This window comes from Acetobacter nitrogenifigens DSM 23921 = NBRC 105050, from assembly GCF_000429165.1.
GTDB lineage: Bacteria > Pseudomonadota > Alphaproteobacteria > Acetobacterales > Acetobacteraceae > Acetobacter > Acetobacter nitrogenifigens.
The window spans coordinates 35,430-56,675 of sequence record NZ_AUBI01000012.1; the positions used below are offsets into that span (position 1 = coordinate 35,430).

General features: G+C 61.3%; 20 protein-coding genes and 1 other RNA gene. 5 read left to right on the forward strand and 16 right to left on the reverse strand.

Annotation, left to right across the window (positions count from 1 at the left end; all coding sequences use genetic code 11):
* Nucleotides 1-21 precede the first annotated feature (21 nt).
* Complete coding sequence (locus G442_RS22320; RefSeq protein WP_026398397.1) at nt 22-591, forward strand: nucleoside deaminase; 570 nt, start codon at nt 22-24, stop codon at nt 589-591.
* Between the two features lie 35 nt (nt 592-626).
* Here G442_RS22320 and G442_RS0113380 read toward each other — a convergent pair whose 3' ends face one another.
* The 4 genes from G442_RS0113380 to G442_RS26205 form a co-directional block, all read right to left on the reverse strand.
* Nucleotides 627-1,253 (reverse strand): 5-formyltetrahydrofolate cyclo-ligase, encoded by a 627-nt coding sequence (locus G442_RS0113380; RefSeq protein ID WP_026398398.1) that lies wholly within the window; start codon nt 1,251-1,253, stop codon nt 627-629.
* Nucleotides 1,240-1,396, reverse strand: a non-coding RNA gene (gene ssrS, locus G442_RS24465) — 6S RNA. The genes G442_RS0113380 and ssrS overlap by 14 nt, the downstream gene beginning before the upstream one ends.
* 9 nt (nt 1,397-1,405) lie before the next feature.
* Nucleotides 1,406-1,744, reverse strand: a complete 339-nt coding sequence (locus tag G442_RS0113385) for a cell division protein ZapA (protein WP_026398399.1) — start codon at nt 1,742-1,744, stop codon at nt 1,406-1,408.
* Nucleotides 1,745-1,747: 3 nt separating this feature from the next.
* Nucleotides 1,748-2,245: a hypothetical protein gene (locus G442_RS26205; protein ID WP_246789452.1), complete on the reverse strand. Its 498-nt coding sequence runs from the start codon at nt 2,243-2,245 to the stop codon at nt 1,748-1,750.
* A gap of 67 nt (nt 2,246-2,312) precedes the next feature.
* On the opposite strand from G442_RS26205, the gene G442_RS24000 reads away from it, so the two are divergent.
* Both G442_RS24000 and G442_RS22335 read left to right on the forward strand, forming a co-directional pair.
* Entirely contained in the window at nt 2,313-2,828 is a 516-nt protein-coding gene (locus G442_RS24000) for a hypothetical protein (RefSeq protein WP_051292320.1), read from the forward strand.
* A gap of 45 nt (nt 2,829-2,873) precedes the next feature.
* Nucleotides 2,874-3,536: a thiamine phosphate synthase gene (locus G442_RS22335; RefSeq protein ID WP_051292321.1), complete on the forward strand. Its 663-nt coding sequence runs from the start codon at nt 2,874-2,876 to the stop codon at nt 3,534-3,536.
* A 258-nt stretch (nt 3,537-3,794) separates the two neighbouring features.
* Here G442_RS22335 and G442_RS25145 read toward each other — a convergent pair whose 3' ends face one another.
* The 4 genes from G442_RS25145 to ndk form a co-directional block, all read right to left on the reverse strand.
* Nucleotides 3,795-3,965: a hypothetical protein gene (locus tag G442_RS25145; protein ID WP_161628368.1), complete on the reverse strand. Its 171-nt coding sequence runs from the start codon at nt 3,963-3,965 to the stop codon at nt 3,795-3,797.
* The gene (locus G442_RS22340; protein WP_051292322.1) at nt 3,962-5,131 is read right to left on the reverse strand and encodes a PepSY-associated TM helix domain-containing protein; all 1,170 of its coding nucleotides are present in this window, start codon (nt 5,129-5,131) and stop codon (nt 3,962-3,964) included. Before G442_RS22340 ends, G442_RS25145 begins: the two co-directional genes overlap by 4 nt.
* A 126-nt stretch (nt 5,132-5,257) precedes the next feature.
* On the reverse strand, nt 5,258-6,796 hold the full coding sequence (locus G442_RS0113415) for a flippase (protein ID WP_026398400.1): 1,539 nt from the start codon (nt 6,794-6,796) through the stop codon (nt 5,258-5,260).
* Nucleotides 6,797-7,078: 282 nt separating this feature from the next.
* On the reverse strand, nt 7,079-7,501 hold the full coding sequence (ndk, locus tag G442_RS0113425; protein ID WP_026398401.1) for a nucleoside-diphosphate kinase: 423 nt from the start codon (nt 7,499-7,501) through the stop codon (nt 7,079-7,081).
* A 223-nt stretch (nt 7,502-7,724) separates the two neighbouring features.
* Here ndk and G442_RS0113430 point away from each other — a divergent pair, with 223 nt between their 5' ends.
* The gene (locus tag G442_RS0113430; RefSeq protein ID WP_026398402.1) at nt 7,725-9,620 is read left to right on the forward strand and encodes an ABC-F family ATP-binding cassette domain-containing protein; all 1,896 of its coding nucleotides are present in this window, start codon (nt 7,725-7,727) and stop codon (nt 9,618-9,620) included.
* A gap of 147 nt (nt 9,621-9,767) precedes the next feature.
* Here G442_RS0113430 and G442_RS0113435 read toward each other — a convergent pair whose 3' ends face one another.
* Both G442_RS0113435 and G442_RS0113440 read right to left on the reverse strand, forming a co-directional pair.
* On the reverse strand, nt 9,768-10,643 hold the full coding sequence (locus G442_RS0113435; RefSeq protein ID WP_084440606.1) for a peptidylprolyl isomerase: 876 nt from the start codon (nt 10,641-10,643) through the stop codon (nt 9,768-9,770).
* 100 nt (nt 10,644-10,743) lie between these two features.
* Nucleotides 10,744-11,559, reverse strand: a complete 816-nt coding sequence (locus G442_RS0113440) for an AraC family transcriptional regulator (RefSeq protein WP_026398404.1) — start codon at nt 11,557-11,559, stop codon at nt 10,744-10,746.
* Between the two features lie 88 nt (nt 11,560-11,647).
* Here G442_RS0113440 and G442_RS0113445 point away from each other — a divergent pair, with 88 nt between their 5' ends.
* Nucleotides 11,648-12,430, forward strand: a complete 783-nt coding sequence (locus G442_RS0113445; RefSeq protein ID WP_035376634.1) for a class I SAM-dependent methyltransferase — start codon at nt 11,648-11,650, stop codon at nt 12,428-12,430.
* Nucleotides 12,431-12,650: 220 nt separating this feature from the next.
* On the opposite strand, the gene G442_RS0113450 is transcribed toward G442_RS0113445, so the two are convergent.
* From G442_RS0113450 to G442_RS0113475, 6 genes are all read right to left on the reverse strand, one after another.
* Nucleotides 12,651-13,022, reverse strand: coding sequence for a hypothetical protein (locus G442_RS0113450; RefSeq protein ID WP_154660377.1), 372 nt, complete (start codon nt 13,020-13,022; stop codon nt 12,651-12,653).
* A gap of 358 nt (nt 13,023-13,380) precedes the next feature.
* A complete protein-coding gene (locus G442_RS0113455) occupies nt 13,381-14,850 on the reverse strand; it encodes a M81 family metallopeptidase (protein WP_026398407.1) in 1,470 nt (489 codons plus the stop codon).
* Nucleotides 14,847-15,827, reverse strand: coding sequence for a CobW family GTP-binding protein (locus G442_RS0113460; protein WP_026398408.1), 981 nt, complete (start codon nt 15,825-15,827; stop codon nt 14,847-14,849). The genes G442_RS0113455 and G442_RS0113460 overlap by 4 nt, the downstream gene beginning before the upstream one ends.
* Nucleotides 15,824-17,314, reverse strand: a complete 1,491-nt coding sequence (locus G442_RS0113465) for an amidohydrolase family protein (protein WP_026398409.1) — start codon at nt 17,312-17,314, stop codon at nt 15,824-15,826. Before G442_RS0113465 ends, G442_RS0113460 begins: the two co-directional genes overlap by 4 nt.
* A gap of 10 nt (nt 17,315-17,324) precedes the next feature.
* The gene (locus tag G442_RS0113470; protein WP_026398410.1) at nt 17,325-18,644 is read right to left on the reverse strand and encodes a CapA family protein; all 1,320 of its coding nucleotides are present in this window, start codon (nt 18,642-18,644) and stop codon (nt 17,325-17,327) included.
* A gap of 120 nt (nt 18,645-18,764) precedes the next feature.
* Nucleotides 18,765-21,188, reverse strand: a complete 2,424-nt coding sequence (locus G442_RS0113475; RefSeq protein ID WP_026398411.1) for a TonB-dependent receptor — start codon at nt 21,186-21,188, stop codon at nt 18,765-18,767.
* Nucleotides 21,189-21,246: the final 58 nt, after the last annotated feature.

Below are 21,246 nucleotides of genomic sequence, written 5' to 3' on the forward strand. Positions count from 1 at the left end.
ACACACTGGAGACGCCCCTCGATGCCGCCCGTCCCTCCCGGAAAATCGTTACGACGCCGGACTGCCCTCGCGGCGGTCGCCGCTGTCGGCGCTCAGATGGCGACGTCAAAAAGCCGCGCAAGCGCAGCGACAGGAGCCAACGCCGAGGATGAGCGCTTCATGACGCAGGCCATTGAAGAGGCGCGCAAGGCGGACTTCCCGTTTGGCTGCGTCATCACCGCCAATGGCGCCGTTATCGCGCGCGGCGGCAATATCGGGCGACAGCACCACGATCCTACGGCGCATGGAGAAATGACCGCGATCCGCAACTGCGTCTCGGCCGACAAGACCTCCGAACTGAAGGGCGCCACGCTCTACACAACCGGAGAGCCATGCCCGATGTGCATGGGCGCCATCGTCTGGTCCGGCATTTCGCGCGTGGTCTATGCAGTCTCGATCGACGAGCTTGCGACCCACATGAACCAGATCATGGTCTCGTCGGAACAGATTGCGCGGGCGTCCTTTCATCCCGTCGAAATCGTCGGCGGCGTCGGCCTGCAAGAGGCAAGGCCGCTGTTCGCGCGGTTCAAGAAACAGACGGCGCCGGGATAAAGCGTTGCGAACGTCGCGAACTTAACGCCTGACGGTCAGGACGACGACGGATCGCAGCGGATCGTTTCCAGCTCTGTCACGATGAACGGCAGGGGCCTGTCATATGGTCCCACGGGCACGTCATCCCGCTCCTGCGTCGAAAGGGCATAGCCAATAGCTATCGCGTCGGGATTGGCGACAAGCGTGCGATCATAATAGCCGCCGCCATACCCCAGGCGGTAGCCGCGCCGGTCGAAGGCCAGCATGGGAACCAGAATGATCCCGGGCGTTCCAGTCTCCCCATCGGGATGCATCGTGCCGAAACGCCCGGCGATCATCCCGACATCGGGGCGCCACTGACGAAACAGCAGCGGATTTCCCTTTTTCGTCGTCTCCGGCAGCAGCACATTCCGCCCTGACGCATGGAGAAACTCGTTAAGCGGGCGAAGATCGATCTCGCCTTCCAGTGGCCATAGCGAGGCTATCGCGACATTAGGGCGAAGAAGGATTTCGTGGCCCAGGCGGCCGACGAGCTGGTTCTGCTTGTCCGGCGATGCGCCCCGCGAAGCTCGGAGCAAAGCTCGGAGCGCCGCCTTGCGTTCGGTGGTTTCCGCCGACTCCCGGGCGGGGGGGGAATCTTCAGGCATCGTTGCTTCGGGGGTATTCATGTGCGGAGCCGCCATGGCCGTTGGACTGTACAACCTCCAGGACCTGCTAGTGCAGGTGGGCGCCGGATAACATGACCACGGCCACGTCAGCGCCAGCTCCCGAGGAAGTGCTTATCGGCCCAGGGGTATGATCTGCCTGACGAGCCGGGCAGCCCCGCCCTTCCTATTTAGTCTCGCTCAAGCGCCGCCGCAATGGCTTCCGCGCGTTCCGCGAGAACGGAGAGCTGCTCCCCAAGAAGCGCACGGTCGCGCACCGCCTGCCGCCCTTCCGCCAGCGCCTCGGTCGTCTCCACCGGGAGCTTTTGGGCCGACACGTCCGCGACCTCGTCAGCCATCAGCAGGGCGGCGAGGACCAGCACCTTCGCCTCGCCGCTGAACCCGAGGTTGCGGACGCGGCTCACCCGCTTCTCCACCTCTTGCGCCATCGACAACAGATGGCGCTCTTCGCCCTGCTCGCACCCGATCGTGTAGGCGTATCCGTTGATGCGTACCGTCACCTGCGCCACGGTTTATTCCTCCAGCCCGGTCGGGGCGCGATGATCGAATCCAGAAAAACCCTGCGACCCACTGTTCGAGAACTGCTGGTCGTGAAAATGTTGATCCTGGAAATGCTGACCGGATGCATGATCGGCTGCGTAATCCATGCCCGGCGCGACATGATCAGGCGCCATATGGCTGGAGCCCGCGGCGTCACCGGGCGCGGCGATCCCTGAGAGCGAAGACGATCCGTCGTCGTCGCCATACGAGGGCTCTTCACCGACCGGAGCCGGGCCTGGCTCGGCCGTCTCTTCCAGCACGTCACGCACCCTCATGATGAGGGCGTCGAGATTGGCCGCGATCATCTGAACGTCCGGACCTGCAGGCGCGGTGGGCGCGGCGACGACTGTGGCGGCCATCGCCTTGCGGCGCTCGATCGCGAAGGCGATGCGCTCCAGAGCCGAATTCAGCCTTGCAACCGCCTCTCCCGCCGAGAGGGCGGAGTGAGTATGTTCACTCTGTTCAGCCACGCTACCGCCTTGCTCTCGCATTGAAACCATCTGGCAAGAATCGCCGCCACAGGATTGAACGTCAAGCATGTTCCACACTTCGCCGCCGCCCTTCGCCCGCGACGGGTTCGTGACGCTCGAAGTCGGAGACCTCGCGACTGCGCGGACCGCGGCGGCGGCAGCGGCTCTTGGCGGGTTCACGGCCGTACTGCTGTCGCCGGTGGGCGCCGCGTCCTTCATGGGCGTAAAATGGTGGCGCGCCATCATAAGCGCCCTGACGTCCGACGGCGCCGTGAACGAATCGGCTCGAAACGACATCTCCGAACGCCACGACTTCATCGATATCCTCGACTGCGACCGGTTCGCAGGTCACGCCGCGACCGCACTCGCCGCCGGGCAGGAACGGATCGTGCTGCATCCCTCCTGCCCCCAGATCCGATCCATCGAAGTGCTCGCCGAGTCCCTTGGCCGCCATGTGCTACGCGACAGGCCCAACGCGATAGTCGTCACCCCCTCCATGACGGCGGAAGATGTCCTCACGCTTCTTCCGCGAAGCGACGTTGCGGCCGGGCCGCATGGACAGCGCGCCGTCCGGACCGCATAGCAACGCAGGACGACAGCCTTACGTGACAGGACCAGAGGACAGAACATGAGCGACCGGGTGGAACAGGCATCGGACGAGACGACTGCGTGCGAGCTGTATCTCGTCACTCCGGTAGTGGATGACGGGGATGCGTTCCTTCCGGTTCTTGAACGCGCGCTCGCCAAGCTTCCCGCCGCAGCCGTTCGTCTGCGGCTTGCCGATCTGCCGGAAGACCGCCTGAAGCGCATCGTCACCCGCCTGCGCCCGTCGGTGCAGGATCGCGGCGTCGCGTTGATTCTGGACAGCCACCCTTCGCTCGCCCTTTCGACCGGATGCGACGGCGTTCACGTCGATGCGGAAGACACCGCAACAGCGCGACTGATCGTCGGGAATGATCTTCAACTGGGCGCATTCTGCGGAACGAGCCGGGACCTCGCCATGACCGCAGGAGAGGCCGGAGCGGACTACGTCTCGTTCGGCCCGTTCACTCAGGCGTCCGAGATCACGTCGGACGCCGAGTTGGTGGGCTGGTGGTCCGCGGTCATGGAATTGCCCGCTGTGGCGGAAGTGACGATTGACGCTGGAGGCGATTACGCAGCCGCGTTGCGACCTCTGGCCAAAACTGCCGATTTCCTCGCGCTTGGCGGCGATGAGGGCGCCTTGTCGCCGTGGAGCGATCCGGCGGGCGCGCTGGCCGCGCTATCGGGCGTCCTGACGACAGGATTGTAGCGTGGTCAAATGGAGTATCGCGTAGAGGCCGAAGGCCGGGTGTAGGAGCAGCAGCCCCGCCCGCCCCTGCGCGCCAGATGACGACGCGATCGTTATGATCGTAGGCACAGTCCACGCAGCGGCCCCCTGCGTACGTGTCGTGACGTCTGCGTCGAAGTTCGGTTACGTCCTATCGATCTAAACCCGCTGTCGGATAAGGCGCCCCAGAAGACGAAAGAACATTATCTCGTTCCCAAGCCTGCATCGCCGGATCGTGAGCTACGCGCGTCGCAGAAACCACACCGTCACCAGCAGGGGCGCACCGAGCCCTACCGCACCGGCAATGTCACCAACCGGCCCCTCCACGACGAGAGCGCCGACAAGCCCCACGAACGTAACGACCGAAATCCAGATCGGCGGCCACCACTTCGAACGCAAAAGCAGCATCACGTGCGCCCCTCCACCAGCAACAGCTCCTCGGCCAGAGCCGCCTCCCCTGCTGTGGCATCTCCCGCCACGACACGGGATTTTCGCCCGCCGCCGAATAGCAGGTAGACGCCGGAGCCAAGCACCGCGATTGTCACAACGTCGAGCAGCGCCCAGAGCCACTTCAATGTGAGACCGCCGTAATCGCCGAAATGCAGCGGGCGGCAGATTTCCAGCATGCGAAGATACCATGGCATCGCCGCGACGAAGGCGACTGTTCCGGTGCGGGAATCAACGAGTACGGGCGTCAGCATTCGCGATCGCAATTTCGACTGCCCCTGCGTCCAGACGACGTAGTGGTCCGGGCTTCCGCTAATATGCGTCGGGTAGGTCACGAATGTGGTCGCCATGCCGGGCAGAGCCGCTTCCGCCGCACGGATCGCGACCGACACGGGCGCATGCGGCGCCAGCGCCGGATCGTGGATGTATGGCCCCAGGATCGGCGCCACGTCGCGCATTTCCCACAGGCCGAACAGCGGCGTCGCCAGAGAGTTCATGACGCCGGTCAGACCGACGATCATCGCCCAGCAACCCGACGTCAGACCAATCAGATTGTGCATGTCGAGCCAACGCAGGCGCGACGAGCGCTTCCGCCGGATTTCACCGAAGCCCATGCGGCGGCTGAACGGTGCGTAAAGCACCACGCCGGAAACGATGGCCACGGCGAACGCCACGCCCATGAGACCGAGAAAGAGTTCACCCGGCAGTCCCGCGAGCATTTCCGCGTGCAGCCGGAGGATGAAATCCATGACGGAGTCACCCGGAGGGTCGCCGTCATGCAAAAGCACGCCGCTCTCAGCGCTGAACGTCATCTGGTGCGTGTGGTCGAATGTGTCGTCCGGCCCAGGGGAAAGGCGCAGGAGAATCCGTTGCTTGTCATGGTCAAGATAAACGAGGCGAACGCTTTCCTTCGGGTAGGCGCTGTGAGCGCCGCTGACGGCGGCGTCCAGTGCCGTCGCCCCGAAGAGTTTCGCCCCCGCGTCCGACGCGGGCGGGTCGAAGAAATTCGATATTTCGTCAGAGAAAATAAGCGGCAGGCCCGTCACGCACAGCATGAGCAGAAACAGGGTGCACACGATGCTCGACCACTTGTGCCACCACCGCCACCGCCGCAGCACCTGATTGTTCATGAACCCGCCTCATTCCGTTTTCACCCGCCGACGCATCGGGGAAGCGGGAGTGGTATTGCGACTTATTATCATAGTCAACAACAAGCCGCGCGCGTCCCGCTCTCACCCGGACGGATGCCGGAGAGATCAGTTCGCCGAAGCAGCCCTGGAACGCCCCAGTTTTGCCATGACCAGACCGGGGAAGCGCATGAAAGCGCCTCGTTCGGACGCATCCATGCACCCAAACCACAAGACGCCGTAAAACACCGCAGAGAGCACGACAAAGGCGAGTGCCGCGACCGAAAGCGACATCTCGACGAGGCTCGCCACGAGCGCCAGAAACCCGACGACAGCCGCGGGCAGAATGCGCCGGATGGCGGCGCCGAGCGGCCTGTAAAGGCGCACGCTGACCCAACTGCGCACGATAAAGTCGAGCGTCATGCGTAGCGCCCAGGCGAACGCAGCCCCGATCACGCCAAAGCGGACAAGGCAGATGTAAAGCAGCGGCGTGTAGACAAGGAATTCTCCGATCGACAGCTTCGCGCTGGCGTCGGGACGTCCGATGCCGTCCAGAAAGCCCGCTGCGATCGAATCGACGCCAGAAATGAACACGCCGAGGCAGAGGAACTTCATGATCGTGCTGCTCTGCGTCGCAAAAGACGGATCGATCCACAGCGCCAGAAGCGGGTGGCTGAACAACGCCGCGAACAGGCACACGGGAAACAGCAGGGCCTGAATGGTGAGCACGCTGGTCCGGTAGAGCGCGACCGTCGTCTCCACATCCCGTCTCCACGACGCGGCGAAGGCTGGAAAAGCCGATCCCGTAACGGCGTTGGTCAGCAGGGAGAACCGACCCACAACGTCGGCAGGGGTGGTGTAATAGCTGGTGGCCGCGGCGGAGATGACGCTCGCGATCATGAAACGGTCCATGTAGTTCAGGACCGGATAGGCAATGTTGGACACCGTCATCCAGCCGCCGACCCTGAACAGCGGCGCAAGCAGGCGCGGACGCGCGCGCGCGGTGCGTATCTGCGGCATGAGGCGCAGGCAAATCCTCAGGTAACTGACCGTCATCCACAGGCGGCACGCCGCAAGGACCAGCATCACCCCGATCAGGTTGTTCCAGACCAGCAACGCCAGCAGCGGTCCGAGGTAATACATGATGGAAATCGGGATATTGACCAGATTGGCCGCCCTGAAGGCCTGAAACGCCGTCATCACGCCCCACATGGCGGCGTTCGCCATCACCAGCGGCGCGGTCGCGCAGAGCACCCACAGGGCGATTGTCGTCTGGCGCTCAAGCTCAGACGGGATTTTCAGCCCGTGATGGACCCAGAAAGCCACCGCCACAGCTGCGATCAAACCGCCGATCACGCCGAACACCGTCAGCGTGATGATACCGGTGAGCGTGACGTCCGCGGTTTCCTCGTCCGGCTCGTCTGTCGCGCGGTCGGCGATCGTGCGTGTCAGGGCGCGCCCAAGGCCGAAATCGAAGATGCCGAACGTGCCGACCAGACTCAGCGCGATGCTGAACACGCCCCAGCGCGACAGGCCCAGCAGATGAATGAGTTTCGGAGTGACCAGCAGTGCGACGAAAATTGGCGCAATCCGCCCGAGCATGTTCCAGCCGGTATTAGACAGGATGTGCTTCGGCTGAGCGGGAGAACGAGGGCTGGGGGACGCCATGAACGGTCAGATCCTGCGAACGGCCGAATGGACCGGCCTTGTGCCAAATAGCGCGCCTGACAATAGCGTATGGCGGAGTCGAGGACAGGCTCGTTCGATCGCCACGCGTACTGATTATCGCTAGGATCATTATCTAGACGGCGCGAAACGAGCGCGCCAGTGGGCTCGAAGCCCTTACCGGAAGCGATTCCGGTCATCGGTCGTCCTTACGTGTGAAGAACGACCGGATCGACGCAACGGGGCGGCTGCCGTGAAACGACCACGCGCCCCGCGATCAGATGATCAGGCGACGATTTCCGTCTCGGCGAAGAAGAAGCGGATCTCGTTCGCCGCGTTCTCTGCGCTGTCGGAACCGTGGACGGAGTTCGCTTCGATGCTCTCGGCGAACTGCGCGCGGATCGTGCCGGCGTCGGCCTTCTTCGGGTCGGTCGCGCCCATGACTTCACGGTTCTTCAGAACCGCGTTCTCGCCCTCGAGAACCTGCAGCACGACAGGGCCGGAGATCATGAAGGAGACCAGATCGCCGTAGAAGGGACGCTCTTTGTGGACAGCATAGAAAGCGCCAGCCTGGGCTTCCGTCAGCTGCACGCGCTTCTGGCCGACGATGCGCAGACCGGCGTCTTCGAACACGGCGTTGATCTTGCCGGTCAGGTTGCGGCGGGTCGCATCGGGCTTGATGATGGAGAGTGTGCGTTCAACGGCCATGGTCGGCTCCCAGTTCTCACGTGAAGCGGATCGCCGTTACGACGGCCCGCAGGCAGCGCCCATCTAGAGCATTCCGCGCCCGACGGGTAGGCCCCCGCAGCGCAGAACCGCCTGTGAAACGATATGGTCATGCGTTCGGACGGTTCGCGTTCGCACGTATGACTATGGTATCCCACCCGTCGCACATCGTCCTTCGCCGCCAACTTCCCCAAGCGAGATCCCGTTGAGCCTGCTTATCATCACCGACCTCACCCTTCGCATCGCCGGACGGACGCTGCTCGATCACGCCAGCCTTTCGATCGAACCCGGCCGAAAAGTCGGCCTGATCGGCAGGAACGGCGCGGGCAAATCGACGCTGCTCGCCGCGATCGCCGGGGACATCGCACCGGATGACGGGACGATCAGGCTGTCGGCGCGCGCGCGAATGGGGCGTGTGAAGCAGGAGGCGCCGTCTGGACCCGCCTCCCTGCTGGAGACCGTGCTTGCGGGCGATCTGGAGCGCGCGTCCCTCCTCGCCGAGGCTGAAACCGCGACCGATGGAGCGCGGATCGCCGAGGTCCACGACCGACTCGCCGCCATTCAGGCCGACAGCGCGCCTGCGCGGGCCGGGACTATCCTCGCCGGTCTGGGCTTTGACGCGGAGGCTCAGGCTCGCCCCGTCTCGGACTTCTCCGGCGGCTGGCGTATGCGCGTGGCTCTGGCCACCGCGCTGTTCCTCAATCCCGATCTGCTGATCCTCGACGAACCAACCAACCATCTCGACCTTGAAGCGTCGCTCTGGCTCGAAGGCTGGCTGGCTCGCTTTTCCGGGGCTGCGCTGATCGTCAGCCATGATCGCGGGCTGCTGGATTCAACGGTGGACGCCATTGCGCATCTCGACCGCGGCAAGCTGTCCCTGACGCCGGGCGGCTATGAGGAATTCGTCCGCATCCGCACCGAACAGGCCTTGCAACAGGCGCGCGCAGCGGAGCGGGTTGCGGCCCAGCGCGCGCACATGCAGTCCTTCGTGGACCGCTTCCGCGCGAAAGCCACGAAGGCGAAACAAGCGCAGGCGCGCATCAAGGCGCTGGAAAAACTGCCAGTCATCGAAAACGTCGTGGAGGACGCCCCTACCCGCTTTGCGTTCCCCGAGCCCGAACAATTGCCGCCGCCCATGCTGACTATGGACCGCGTGACGGCGGGCTATGACGGGCGGCCGATCCTGTCGAACCTGACGCTTCGCCTCGATATGGAGGACCGGATTGCGTTGCTGGGCGCGAACGGCAACGGCAAATCGACCTTCGCCAAGCTTGTGGCCGGGCGCATGGAGCCGATGTCCGGCTCGATCAGCCGCAGCTCCAAGATGCGGGTTGGCTATTTTGCGCAGCACCAGACCGAAGAACTGGTGATGGGCGACACCCCGATAAACCACATGGCCCGCGCCCTGCCGCAGGCGGCGCCAGCAGTCGTACGCGCGCAGCTCGCGCGCTTCGGGCTGGATGCGGGCAAGGCGGAAAGCCGCGTTTCTGACCTGTCAGGCGGCGAGAAAGCGCGTCTCCTGTTGGCGCTGGCGACACGCGACGCCCCGCAATTGCTGATCCTCGACGAACCGACGAACCATCTCGACCTCGACGCCAAGGACGCCCTGATCCGCGCGCTATCTGCGTTTGAAGGGGCGGTGCTGCTGATCAGCCATGATCCGCATCTTGTCGAGCTTGTGGCCGACCGGCTCTGGCTGGTCGCCGATGGCAAGGTGACGCCTTTCGAAGGCGACATGAGCGAATACCGGACATGGCTGTCCGAACGCGCGCGCGCGGCCTCCCGCGCGGCTTCGTCGAAATCCGACGCCGCGCCCGCCGCGCGCAAGGAGGACCGACGGGAACGCGCGGAGGCCCGCAAGGCTCTGGCGCCGTTGCGCAAACGGGTGAAAGACGCGGAAACGCTGATGAGCCGTCTAGGAAGCGAACACGCGACGATCGAGGCGAAGCTGGCCGATCCGGGGCTTTACGCGTCGTCCGCCACACAGGAACTGACGAAGCTGACGACGAGGCTCGCGGCGGTAAAGCGCGAACAGGAGAAAGCGGAGGAGGTGTGGTTCGAGGCTCAGGCTGAGCTTGATGAGGCGTCTCAGGCCGCCTGATCAAGCCATCTCCCGGATCGGGCGGTTGGGGTCGCAGTTGCGGCCGCCAGACGACGAAACGCCGCTTTCAGCGCTGACGCAACAGTTTCTGCTATTCCTGCCGATACACGTCATGTTTTCTTACACGCGCAGCACGGACCGCGCCTGTCATCTGACTTCCCGCGACGGAACAGGCACGTTGCACAACGCAACGCCGTGCGCCGCACGCACGAAGAACGGATCGGTCCGCGCAGCCCGCGCATCCAGATAGGCCGCGAACGTTGGGCTGTCGGTTCGCATCGTCTGCACATGAGGACGCGCCGCCTGCGGCAGATCAGCGGCGAGAGTCATGCTTTTGATCGGAACGTCCTGATGCGCGTCGGTGTAAAAACCTAACGCCCCTGTCCCACGTCGAAGAGCGCCGAAATACTCCATGCCGACAAGGACGCGCCCGACGACCGCCAGATTACGATCAAGCTGTCTCGGAGCCTCACCGTTCACCACGTAAAGCTCCCGCCCGTCCCCGGTGTCAGGCGGCATTTCACGCCCCACGCCAACGGTTCCGTAACACTGCGCGGGCCAGACACGCGCCCCGTCGCTTCCCGCAGCCCATCCCGCCGCAAGTCCGGCCTGCGGCGCGTAGGGGTCGGGGTAGCCGAGCGGACGAAACGCGACACCCGCCAGAGGCCTGTCGTATTCCGCCGGGGGCTGTTCGACGAAACCTTTCGGAGACGCCGTCTTCTCGTCCCGCACGCGCCACTGCACGACATAATCATCCTGCACGCGGGTGATGGCGCCGCCGTCCCACGCATGGGCTTGCGCAAGACGCACGACATTCGCGACGTGAACTGGCGCGAAATCAGGAGCAAGCTCGATCACGACTCTCCCGCCATCGGCCATGACCATCTGCAACAGTCGCTCCGGGGCGACGGTCCTCCATGCGCTGTCCGGCGCATGGGCGACGATTTCGGCGGGCGTCGGCGCAGCCGCGTGAGCTGCGACGTTCGAAAGCAGGAAAGCCAGGACGGCATGATTCAGGCGCATCGAAAAAGAATGCATGTTTATTTCGGAAACGGATAGATCTCTGGAATCAAAACAGGGCGGGGCGGCGAATCATGACCGCCGGGGCGTTTACGGCGGCCATTCAGCCACCCGTTTGCGTTTTCCTGAAGCTGGCGGGCGACACGCCCAGCAAGTGCGTGAAGGCTTTTGCAAACGCGCTCAGGGATGCGTACCCCGCTTCGGCGGCGACATCCGTCACGCGCGCTCCCTCCGCAAGCAGGACCGCCGCATGAAAAAGACGAACCTGCGTGATCCAGTCCTGCCAGGTCATTTTCGTCTCAGCACGGAAATGACGACGAAAACTGCGTTCCGACATGCCTGCGCGTCCTACCGCCTGCGCCAGATCCGTCTCGGCAGGACAAGCTAAGGCCGCGTCCATGGCCCGCGCCAACGATGGGTGGGCCGCACGTGGCAGCGTGAAGCGACGCTCAGCTTTTTCCCGCATCTGCTCAAGGCAGAGCAAGCCCAAAGTATTGAAAAAACTTATGGCGACCGAGTCATGTTCCGCCGAGTCCACGCTCCAGCGAAGGGTATGAAACAGCATTTCCTGCAACAGAGCGGTCACAGGAAACGTCTGGATATGTTCAGCGCGATCAGGGGGAAACTGAGCCGGATCAAAATAGACCGACACCCCCTCCAGGTCGCGGATCATGGTCCGATGCCGCGTCCCCGCTGGAATCCATATGGCGTGGGCGGCGGGCAGCAGATATCGCCCCTCCCGAGCTTCGATCTGCGTCGCGCCGCGTCTTGCGTAAGTGATCTGATGACAGGGATGCTCATGCCAATCGTAGAAGACTGGCGTGGATGGATTACGAAACGCAAAACCGGGCGTCCCCGGCCCATCAAGCCTGTTTTCTATCAGAACGCTCAGCGTCTCTCTGGCTGTCAGGGTCTTCATTGGCCGACGTTCGCTCAAATATGGCCGATCAGCGTCAGACGGCCAATCGCCACTTCTTTATCCTGAACGCATAAAGAAGGAAAGAACGATGATCGAACCGTCCGCCTCACACGCAGCCCGCATAGTTTCGCAATTCACGCGTTGGGCGAAACCGTTTTCCGAATTGCCTATCCACGCCGAAACAGACAGCATGGCGCAGACCGTCGCCGCCTGTTCTATCGCCAAGGGCATGAAGACGCTCGACGTCGCCTGCGGGCCGGGAATCGTCGCCTGTGAACTGGCGCGATCAGAGGCGCAGGTCACCGGCGTCGATCTGACGCCGGCCATGATCGAGCAGGCGCGCCAGCGTGCGCACAGGCTGGGTTGTGACGTGGATTTTCAAATCGGCGACGCACAACATCTGACATTCGAAGATGCAAGCTTCGACAGGGTTGTGACGCGTTACAGCTTTCATCATATGCAGGAACCGGGAAAAACTCTGACAGAAATGGCGCGCGTGTGCCGCCCGGACGGCATGATCATCGTGATCGACGCAACCCCGACGCCCGAATGTCAAAAGGCATATGACTACGCCGAAACACTCCGTGATCCTTCGCATACCTCGGCCCTGACACTGTCGCAGTTGCACGCGCTGGGCGCCGAAGCAGGACTGTCTCTCGTGGCGACCTATCAGTATCGTCTCGAATCCAGATTGTCGGATCAGGTCGCTCCTGAAGACTGGCCCGCACTGCAGGCGCTGTTTGCAAGGGACATCGCCTCCGGAAAGAATACTCTGGGCATGGACGCATGGGAGGCGGAAGACGGCGTTCGCTTTTATTTTCCAATTTCAATCGTCGTTTGGAAAAAGAGTTCGGTCACGCCCGTCGCGTAGCGCGAATAATTTTTTCCTGCGCGATAGCCGCTATCAGGCCCCGGCGCAGACAAATCCGGCGAAGCGGGCACAAGAGACGCGTCTTTCCATGGAGTGCTCATTCAGGATCTTGGGCCACGCCAATATTGCGACAGCCGTCATGCTTCTCGGAACCTGCCTTCATCCCACCCGGCAAGTTGCATCGACCAGCGTGCAATTACAGGTCCGCGCCCGGAACGCCTTAACTCGCGCCCTCCTCGAAGCGTATCTGTGACGGGTCGATGGCTTCGCTCGGAGCATGATCCGGAACGATGGTTTTCGATGAGGACGGAGGCGCAGCACCCGCCTTCCCTGCCGCCGCGTTCGCACAGGGCTGCGGGCGGCGGCGCGGTGGACCCGCTCCGTTAGAGGCGTCGGCATACTGACCGCCGCCAGCATCGTCCGGCGCGCCCATGCCGCCTCCCCCCATACCGCCGCCGCCCATGCCGCCCCCATAACCGGAAAGACCGCTCAGACCACGCATGCCCATACCCAGACCGCTTCCCACTCCCCCGCCGATCAACCCGCCAGCGAGGCCGCCGACCATGCCCGCGCCGCGACCGATCGAACTCATCAGCGAACCATGGGGGGCTTTTCCACAGCTTTGGTTATTGTCATCGTGCGACCCGGAGCATGCCGCGAGCGTCAGGGACGCGAGCAATCCCGCGCACAGTTTCATCACAGGTTTACTCAAAGTGCGCGCCCTCAACACCGCGAGCGATTTCAGGCTCATGGAACGCCAGAACGCTCGAAACCACCATATGGAAGGCCCGCCCTGCGCAGTCCTCTCTCGGCCCGGAGTATCCTCCGGGGGAGCGGCATCGCACAGCGCATGAACCGTCACGAACTGTTATTGAACGCGACGAAAACGACTCTCCCGTTTCCGCGCGTAACAGAGCCGCACATAATCAGATGAAGTGGCGATCAGGCCTTCAGGCGGAAGCGTAAGGATCCGCGACTTGCGGCCAGAGAGGACGCCCCGCGCGAGGCAAATCGAGTTCCGCCATATCGGGCCTTACGCAGCCCGGCGCCGAAACGAAGAGAACTTCCGAAGCGACGCCGACGAAGCGATTGTAAAAATGTTGCGCTGACTTCACGATCACCGCACGTTTGCTCGACAGGTCGATTCCAAGGTTCGTGAAGGCTTCAGGCGAAAACGTCTGCTGGCGTCTGGAAACAATGACGACGTCAACCCCTTCGACTTCCAGCCACGCAGCCGCCCCCAAGGAAGAACGGCCTCCGCCCAGCCCCACCTGCAAAAGTTCGTCCGTCACCCCACGAACGACGCCCGTTACATCCAGCGGATCGCTGGAGGTCAGCCCGCATTTGCCGCCGACGCGCAGGGTCAAGGTTTCCCCGGCGCCTGCCTCAAGACACGCCGATACGACCATCGGGTCCCAGATACACCCAAGAGCCACTCCCTCGACGCCGCTATCAAGAAGGTGGCGCAGAACAACCGTATTATCAGAGGGCGCGCCGCCGCCCGCGTTATCTGAAACGTCCGCTAGCACCAGCGGCCTGCCTGGCGGAGCGGTGAGAATACGTTCGATTGCTTCGTCGACGGACAGGAGACTGGCTTCATTCGCCTCTCGCATGTCCCATATTTCCTGGGCTAGGCGGGCGGCGAGATCGGCGGCTCGTCCCGCGTCCCCGTCAGCGATAACCAGCGTCTTTGCGCCAACGTCCGGAACGTCCGCCCAGGGGAAGCCATGGGCAAAGGAGACCGAAAGAATCCCGTCCTTTCCTTCGAGCGCCTGCATTCTGTCGACGAAGGAGCGCACCGGCTCGTGCGGCGTACGCCAGACCGAGAGCATACGGCAATCGTGCTCAGCCATGACCGGGTTTATGCGTCCTTCAGCGGTATCGACCGCCAGACGATAAAGTTCGATCGCTCGCGGTTCGATATCGTCGTGCGGATACTCCTTGTACAAAACGATCAGGTTTGCGCTCTCTCGCATTTTTTTTGTCAAATGACAGTGCAAATCAAGAACGGTTCCTACGACTGCGTCAGTACCGACTATGGCGCGCACGTGAGCGAGCATGTCACCCTCACAATCATCATAGCCCACAGCCACCATCGCGCCGTGCATGGACAAAAGAACGACGTCAACCGGCAACGCCGCCTTCAGGTCATCCATGATGTATCCGCGTATTTCCTCATAAACGCCACGCAACGTCAGGCCTGCGGGTTGCGCGAATGAGCACACGCTTTCAATAATCTCATGCCCCTCGGCCTCCGCGAGTTGTCGCCATGCTTTCAGCGGCACGCTGGCCATTGTTGTCGGGTGGTCGGTGGCGCCGTTACGGAACCAGTCACGGTCGCCCATGAACGCGCTGCGCCCGGTCATGATCGGCGAGAACGTATTTGTTTCTGTCCCGAACGTCGCTATGAAAATTCTCATTTATCTGATTCCTGTGTGATCACGACGCAGCGGTCGAGCGCCTCCGCCAGATCCCTCGACGGGAATCCCTGGCGGCGCCCAATAAATACAAGTCGGGTGCGTGGGTCAGTCGCCGCCCGGTCAGGCGCAGGCCCGAGAGACGCGCGGCGTCCGACCATTTGAAGCAGAAGCGGGCGTCCAGACGCCCCCGCATGATAGAGAATACCCTTCGCTCGCAGAAGTTGAGCTGAAAAACGTCCTACCGTTTCCTGAAACAATGCAAGATCGACAGGGCGCGCTGATTCCCAGGCCAGACTTGCAAAATTGTCCTCAGCTTTACCGCCTTCCACGCCAGAGGCGAACGCCGTAAATCGCCTCCGCCCTGCCGGTCCGGACAGAGCCGAGTGCGCCAACAACGCTTCAGGGGTATCGACAACAGGCGTCCCCGGAGCAATGTTCCGCAAACGCGTTTGGACGAAATCGACTTCTGCGGGAGCAAGAAGATCCAGACGCGACAGCGTCAGCAGATCAGCGGCTCGTATCTGTTCAATCCACAGCGGGTCGAAAGCCCTCTCATCTTCAGCAACCAGCCACTGCGCGTCGACGACGCAAAGAACGCCCTCCAGAGCCGCATGTCTCCAAATCACGGAGTCCATCAGCGCCGTTCGCATATCGGACAACCGGGAAACCCCGCTGCATTCGATCACGATCATTTCCGGCTGCGGCGTTCTCCCAAGCAACATCCTGATTGTCGAAAAGAGGTCTCCCTGCAACGAGCAGCACACGCACCCATTGCGAAGCGAGAGAATATCTTCCTCTCGCCGCTCGATCAGCGTTGAATCTACGTCTATGGCGCCAAAATCGTTGACGATCACGGCAAGATTTTCGGCCTCCCGACGCGCCATCAATCTGTTGAGAAGCGTCGTCTTGCCTGCGCCAAGAAAGCCGCCCAGCACATAGACCGGGACGGCGACGTCGCCGAGCAGCGAACCGTTCATCGACGCCCTAACCGCCCCCTGACCGGCCGTCCCGGGGCGGCATCCACCCGCAATTCTCCGCCGTCGATAACCGGTTCGCCATTCACCAGGAGAAAGGATACGCCTTCCGAACGTCGGTTCATCGCCGAAAATTCAGCCTTGTCGGCAATCGTATCCGGATCGAAAATCACGATATCGGCGTCGCAACCCTCTTGCAGTCGCCCCTTTCGACGCATCTGCGGAGCCGCGGATTCGATGATTTTCGCGGGCCCCAGAGAACAGCGACGCATTGCCTCAAGAAGAGAAACTTTCTTTCGTTCCCGCATATACTCCCGAAGAAATTTTGTGAACGTTCCGGAAGACCGAGGATGCGACGACGCCTCCGCCGGCAACGGCCATTCGCCGCCTTCGTAGGTCGAGCCATCCGGCAGGGTCCACGGCATGGCGTCCGACGCGATGATACCGCCAGGATACAGTACCGACGTATCCAGCAACTCCCTATGGCGGGGAACGCCTTCGACATCGAGAAAATGCCACAAGACCAACGTGTCCGGGCGCTCCTGCTGCGCGGCGAGAAGTTCGTCCCGGCTGGATATCCTTTGTCCGTTCTCAACCTTCTGGATAGCCGGGTAATCATTTCCCGTCCGTTCCCGAAACGCCGGATCCGCAAAGAACGGCGCTCCGATCACTGTGGACCCGGTTCCGTACGGATAAGCTTCCACCGTAACCTTCAGGCCTTGCTTCTGGGCCATGAGCACCAGTTCGGCCGCGCGCTCCACATCCTGCAAGCTGGTGCTGTTGAAGTGGCAGATATGCATATGCGCGCCAGTAGCGCCTGCGTAGCCGATGAGCCGCGTATAGGCGTCGATCGAGCTTCTCGGATCGATGTTCGATGAATAAGCAATATGGGTGTATGTCGGGACGTCATAACGTGCGGCAAGCGAGCAGACATCGACGATCTCCTTCGCTCCCGCGCCCGGGAGATAGGCATTCGGGATGCCTATACCGACGCCGCCTTCTTCCAGCCCCCGCTCGACGAGAGCGAGGATTTTTCTGCTTTCACTGTCTGAAGCCGTGTTCTGGCTCCAGCGCGGGTCGTCAAAACACTTGCCCATGAAAGACAACGATGGCTCCAGCGGTCGCTCGATGATCGCCGAAATTCTGGCGAACGCCCATGCCGCCGCAGCGCCATAGTTCAGCACACGCCCGACGTCCGCCTGCTTCTCGTACCATTTCGCCACGGGCAGAATGCCTACCTCACACTCGAGGGTCGTCGTCACCCCGTCGAACGCTTGCATCCGGTCGGCAGGTATCGATTGCCCGTGCGCGTGAATATCTATGAAACCGGGAGCCACGACCTGGCCCGCAGCGTCGATCTCCCGAACGGCTGCTCCCGAGACCGCTCCAACCCGCTCGATGGTCCCGGAACGTATGGCGACGTCGCCACGTTTCTCCAGTCCCGTTTCCGGGTCGACGAGAATGCCGTCGCGGATAATAACGTCGTACATATTGCTCATCCTATGCAGGCACGTAGCGCAGCGTTTCGCCATCGAGCGCCAATTCCGTGCCAAACGGTCGGGATAACGCATCAAGGCGTCCCAGGATCGATCTGGCTTGTTCACCTTTGGCAAGTCGGGGAACGCCACGTTGATGCGCCGCTCCGCCAAGCCCGAGTTCGACAGGATGAATGACCATTTCCTTCAGAAGACCATGCTCGAATTTACAAATTGGCGTCACGGTTTCCCAAAATCTTGTTTCAGCAGGAAAACCCTTCGTATCGTTCTCCGTACGTAGCCGATAGACATGCGCGGGCGTCATGTCAGATGGGGCTCGAAACCGACGGTACGAGTCTGCCGGCAGTCGCGGCACCAACTCATTCTGGCCGATGAAATTTCCCAGACTGTAAAAGATCGGCTTCCCCCGGTAGAATTCTATTCCCCTAAGGAGATGCGGGCCGTGTCCAGCGACGACATCGGCGCCGGCGTCGATAACGCTGTGAGCGAAATCGCGAAAAAATGGCGCAGGCGTCTCTTCGTCAATGACGCCAGCGTCGTTGTAGCCGGGCTCGTGCGAATGCACGCTCACTATGACGACGTCAGAGACCAGGCGCGCTTCTTTCACCCAGCGGACGATGTCATCCACGTCCTCAGCGCGAGCCGTCGCCCTAATTCTGGTCTCCTTGCCGGGACGGAAATTCAATCCCCCTAAGGGCAACATTTGAGGATCGGCTGGCTCGAACCCAAAACCAAGCCTGACGATCGCGCGTCGCATAGTCTCAAGCCCCAGTTGCTCCGCGATCTCCCGCAAAACCGCCATCTGCGCTTCGGTGACTTCATATGTAGCCGCATAGTGGAGAGGATTGCACCCGGGGCGCCCCTGCATGGCGTCTGTCTGGGCGGCCGCTTCCTGCCCGACGCCGAACGTGGACGTGCATGACAGCATCGCCACGGTTCCGTTCGGATGCGTGCAATATGTCGGCATACGGGCGCGGGTCAGGTCCGGGCCTATGCCCGCGTAAAGAACCTGCCTTTCGTCGAGTTCTTTCATCGCCTTGCGCAGACCGGAAATACTGTAATCCAGACTATGATTCGTCGCCGCGGCGAACAGGTCGAAGCCTGCTTCGGTCAGTTCGTCGATAACCCATGACGCCGCGCCGAAATGGGACCCTCCGCTCTCGAGCGCGGGATCTCCTTCATAATCGTTCGGCAACACCTCGAGATTGGTGAAAGAAACGTCAGCCTCACGAATCAAATCGAATAGCGGCGCAATGCGCGCGTCGGAGAAACTGTTCAAACGACGCAACAGAATGCTATCGCCGGTGAGCGAAAGTGAAAGCATACTTCATTCCCAGCAAAATCCCGTCCAGCGAACGGAACTTGCGTTTCGACGGATTATCTCGTCGTTCAGTAAACTCGAGCGTTTCGTCGCATCTGACGAAACGCCCTGTCGTGACTGATTTCAGAAGTCGAAGCCGAACCGGCCGCCGACGAAACGGGGAGAGCCTGAGATACCCGTCAGTGCCGTCGTCGCCGCCACCGGGACGACCAGTATGTAATGCCGGTTCGTCAGATTTTCAGCGTATGCAGTAACGAACCACTTGCTGTTGATCGGCTTGAACGTAACGCTGGCGCCCATCAGGAAATAAGACGGCACGACGTAAACGCCGGAGCCGCGCGGCTGCAGGCTGTCCTGCTGCGTCCGGTAAGAGTAATCGACCGCAAAGTTCAGCTTGTATTTCTTGAAGACAGGGCGAGTGTCGTAACTGGCCATGCCGCTCAGGGTAAGCTTCGGCATACCCATATCAGCGCCGTCATAGCTGCTGTAGACGGGGGAATAGACGCCCGTCAGTTTGTAATTGGCCGAAACCGCAGCGCTGTTGACCTGTTGGTAATCCGTATATTTTCCCCGCAGGTAACCGAAAGTCTGTGTAAGAGTCAGGCCGGGAAACGGGTTCGCGTCCACCGTGAACTCGGTTCCCCAGATTTTCGAATGCGGGATATTGACGTAGGATCCATATGTTCCGGGCGTGCCGCTGCTCGTTGCGACGTTCGGATTGCCCGAAATGACCACAGTGCCGAGCATCTGCTTGTCATGATAGTCGTCGTAGAACATCGCCGTGTTGAGGCGTAGCCTGTGATTGAAGAATTCCGTTTTCAGACCGATCTCATACGCCAGAACCCATTCGGGTTTAAACGGTTTGATCTGAACATCGGATACGGTGGTGTTGGTCGTGAATCCGCCCGGTTTCACGCCGCGCGAGATGCTTGCATACGCCAGGATATTATCCGTAGCCTGCCAGGCGAGCGCGGCTTTTCCAGAAAACTGGTTGGTCAGCGCGCCTCTGGTCCCAAAGCTCGTCTCACTCATACAGGTTGCCGCGCCGTTACACCTCGCGGCCTGAGTCGTCGAAGGCTGCATGTAGTATTGTTTGACCGCATCGCCAACAAGCTGACGCTCGTCGCTCTGATGCGTCAGACCGAACGTGAACTTCAGCTTGCGCGTCAAATCGTAGCCTAACGTCGCATACTGGCTGAAATTTTCTTGCGGCTGATTATGCAGACTGTCTCGGAAATACCCTACGTAATCCGTAAGATCGAACCAGTTGGCGCCGAAGGCCCGAACCCGATTGTAGTATAGGCCTGTCGTCCAGTGAAACCGGCCATTCAGCAGCGGCTTTCCTTCCAGGCGGATTTCTTGAGAGAAGACATTCGTATTTCCTGCGAAATACGTATCGCCGGAACGGAACGCCAGGGCGTCGCGGTCGACATATTCATGTCTCTGTTGTTGAGAGAAATTACTGATACTGACCAGCTTTGCGAAATTCAGTTCGCGAGACGCCTTGAGTGTAATCCCCCACGTCACGTCATTATTCGACGGAATACTCTTGGGGTTGATGCCGATCAGTTTTGCGTATTGCGGATTCAGACTCCAGCCCGTGGCGTAAATGTTCTGATCGCGCGGAGCGTTGCTGAGCGTGGAAAAATCCTGGAGCACGAAAGCGCCTGTGGCGTCCGAGCGATCGAGCGACCAGTTGCTGATCAGATCGATATTGGTCTTCTCGTCAGGCTGCCATGCAAGACGCCCTCTGATAGCGCCCATGTTCGCATTGCCAAGTTTTTGCCCCGTCACGCGATTAAAGCGAAACGCTCCCCCTTCCATGTTCAAAGCGGAGATACGGTATTGCAGATTGCTCGTGATCGGTCCGGAAACATATAACGTGGTCTTGCTGCGATCCCGGGTCGCAAGATCTTCTGTAATTCCGTAGTGAAGTTCTTTCGTGGGCGCCCGGCTTTCGATGCGCACCTCTCCACCGGTGTCCGACAGCCCGTGAGTAAATCCTACAGGACCCGGATCCGCAGCCACGCTCTGCACATCGAACATCTGGCCGCTGCTCATGGACGAAATCGGGTAGGCGACGTCGTCAAAGTAGGTCAACACCGACGGCATGTTGTTCTGGGTGTAATCCTGGAGACCGATGCCGCGCAGGTAGTAAGAGGGCGCATTCGAACCGCCTTCCGTCTGCACCGTAAGGTTCGGCACAATGCGACCGAGATCCATGACGCTGTTAATATGACGCTGCGTCAACACCTCCTGATCCAGATAAGTCGCCGAGTTGGCTTCGTGCTGCTGCGCCGAAAACTTCAATACGCGATGGCGTGCCACCACGCTGACAGCTTCCGTGTCCGTTCGCACCATGGATTGTCGCTTGCGCAGCGTAGCGGGTTTTGCAGGCTGCGCCACAGCCGCAGTTCCGACGTTTACGTGCGGCGCGGCTTTTTTGTGCGTCGCAGACGCCGCGCGCACAGCGCCACCATGAAGCGCGCATAGCGCGGTGGCCACGGAGAGCGACTTTTTCAGGTGCAATGATGAAACGCGAACCATACGTCACTCCGAGGGGATTTTAATTGCGATATCAAAACAATAACAACGCGATAGGGCT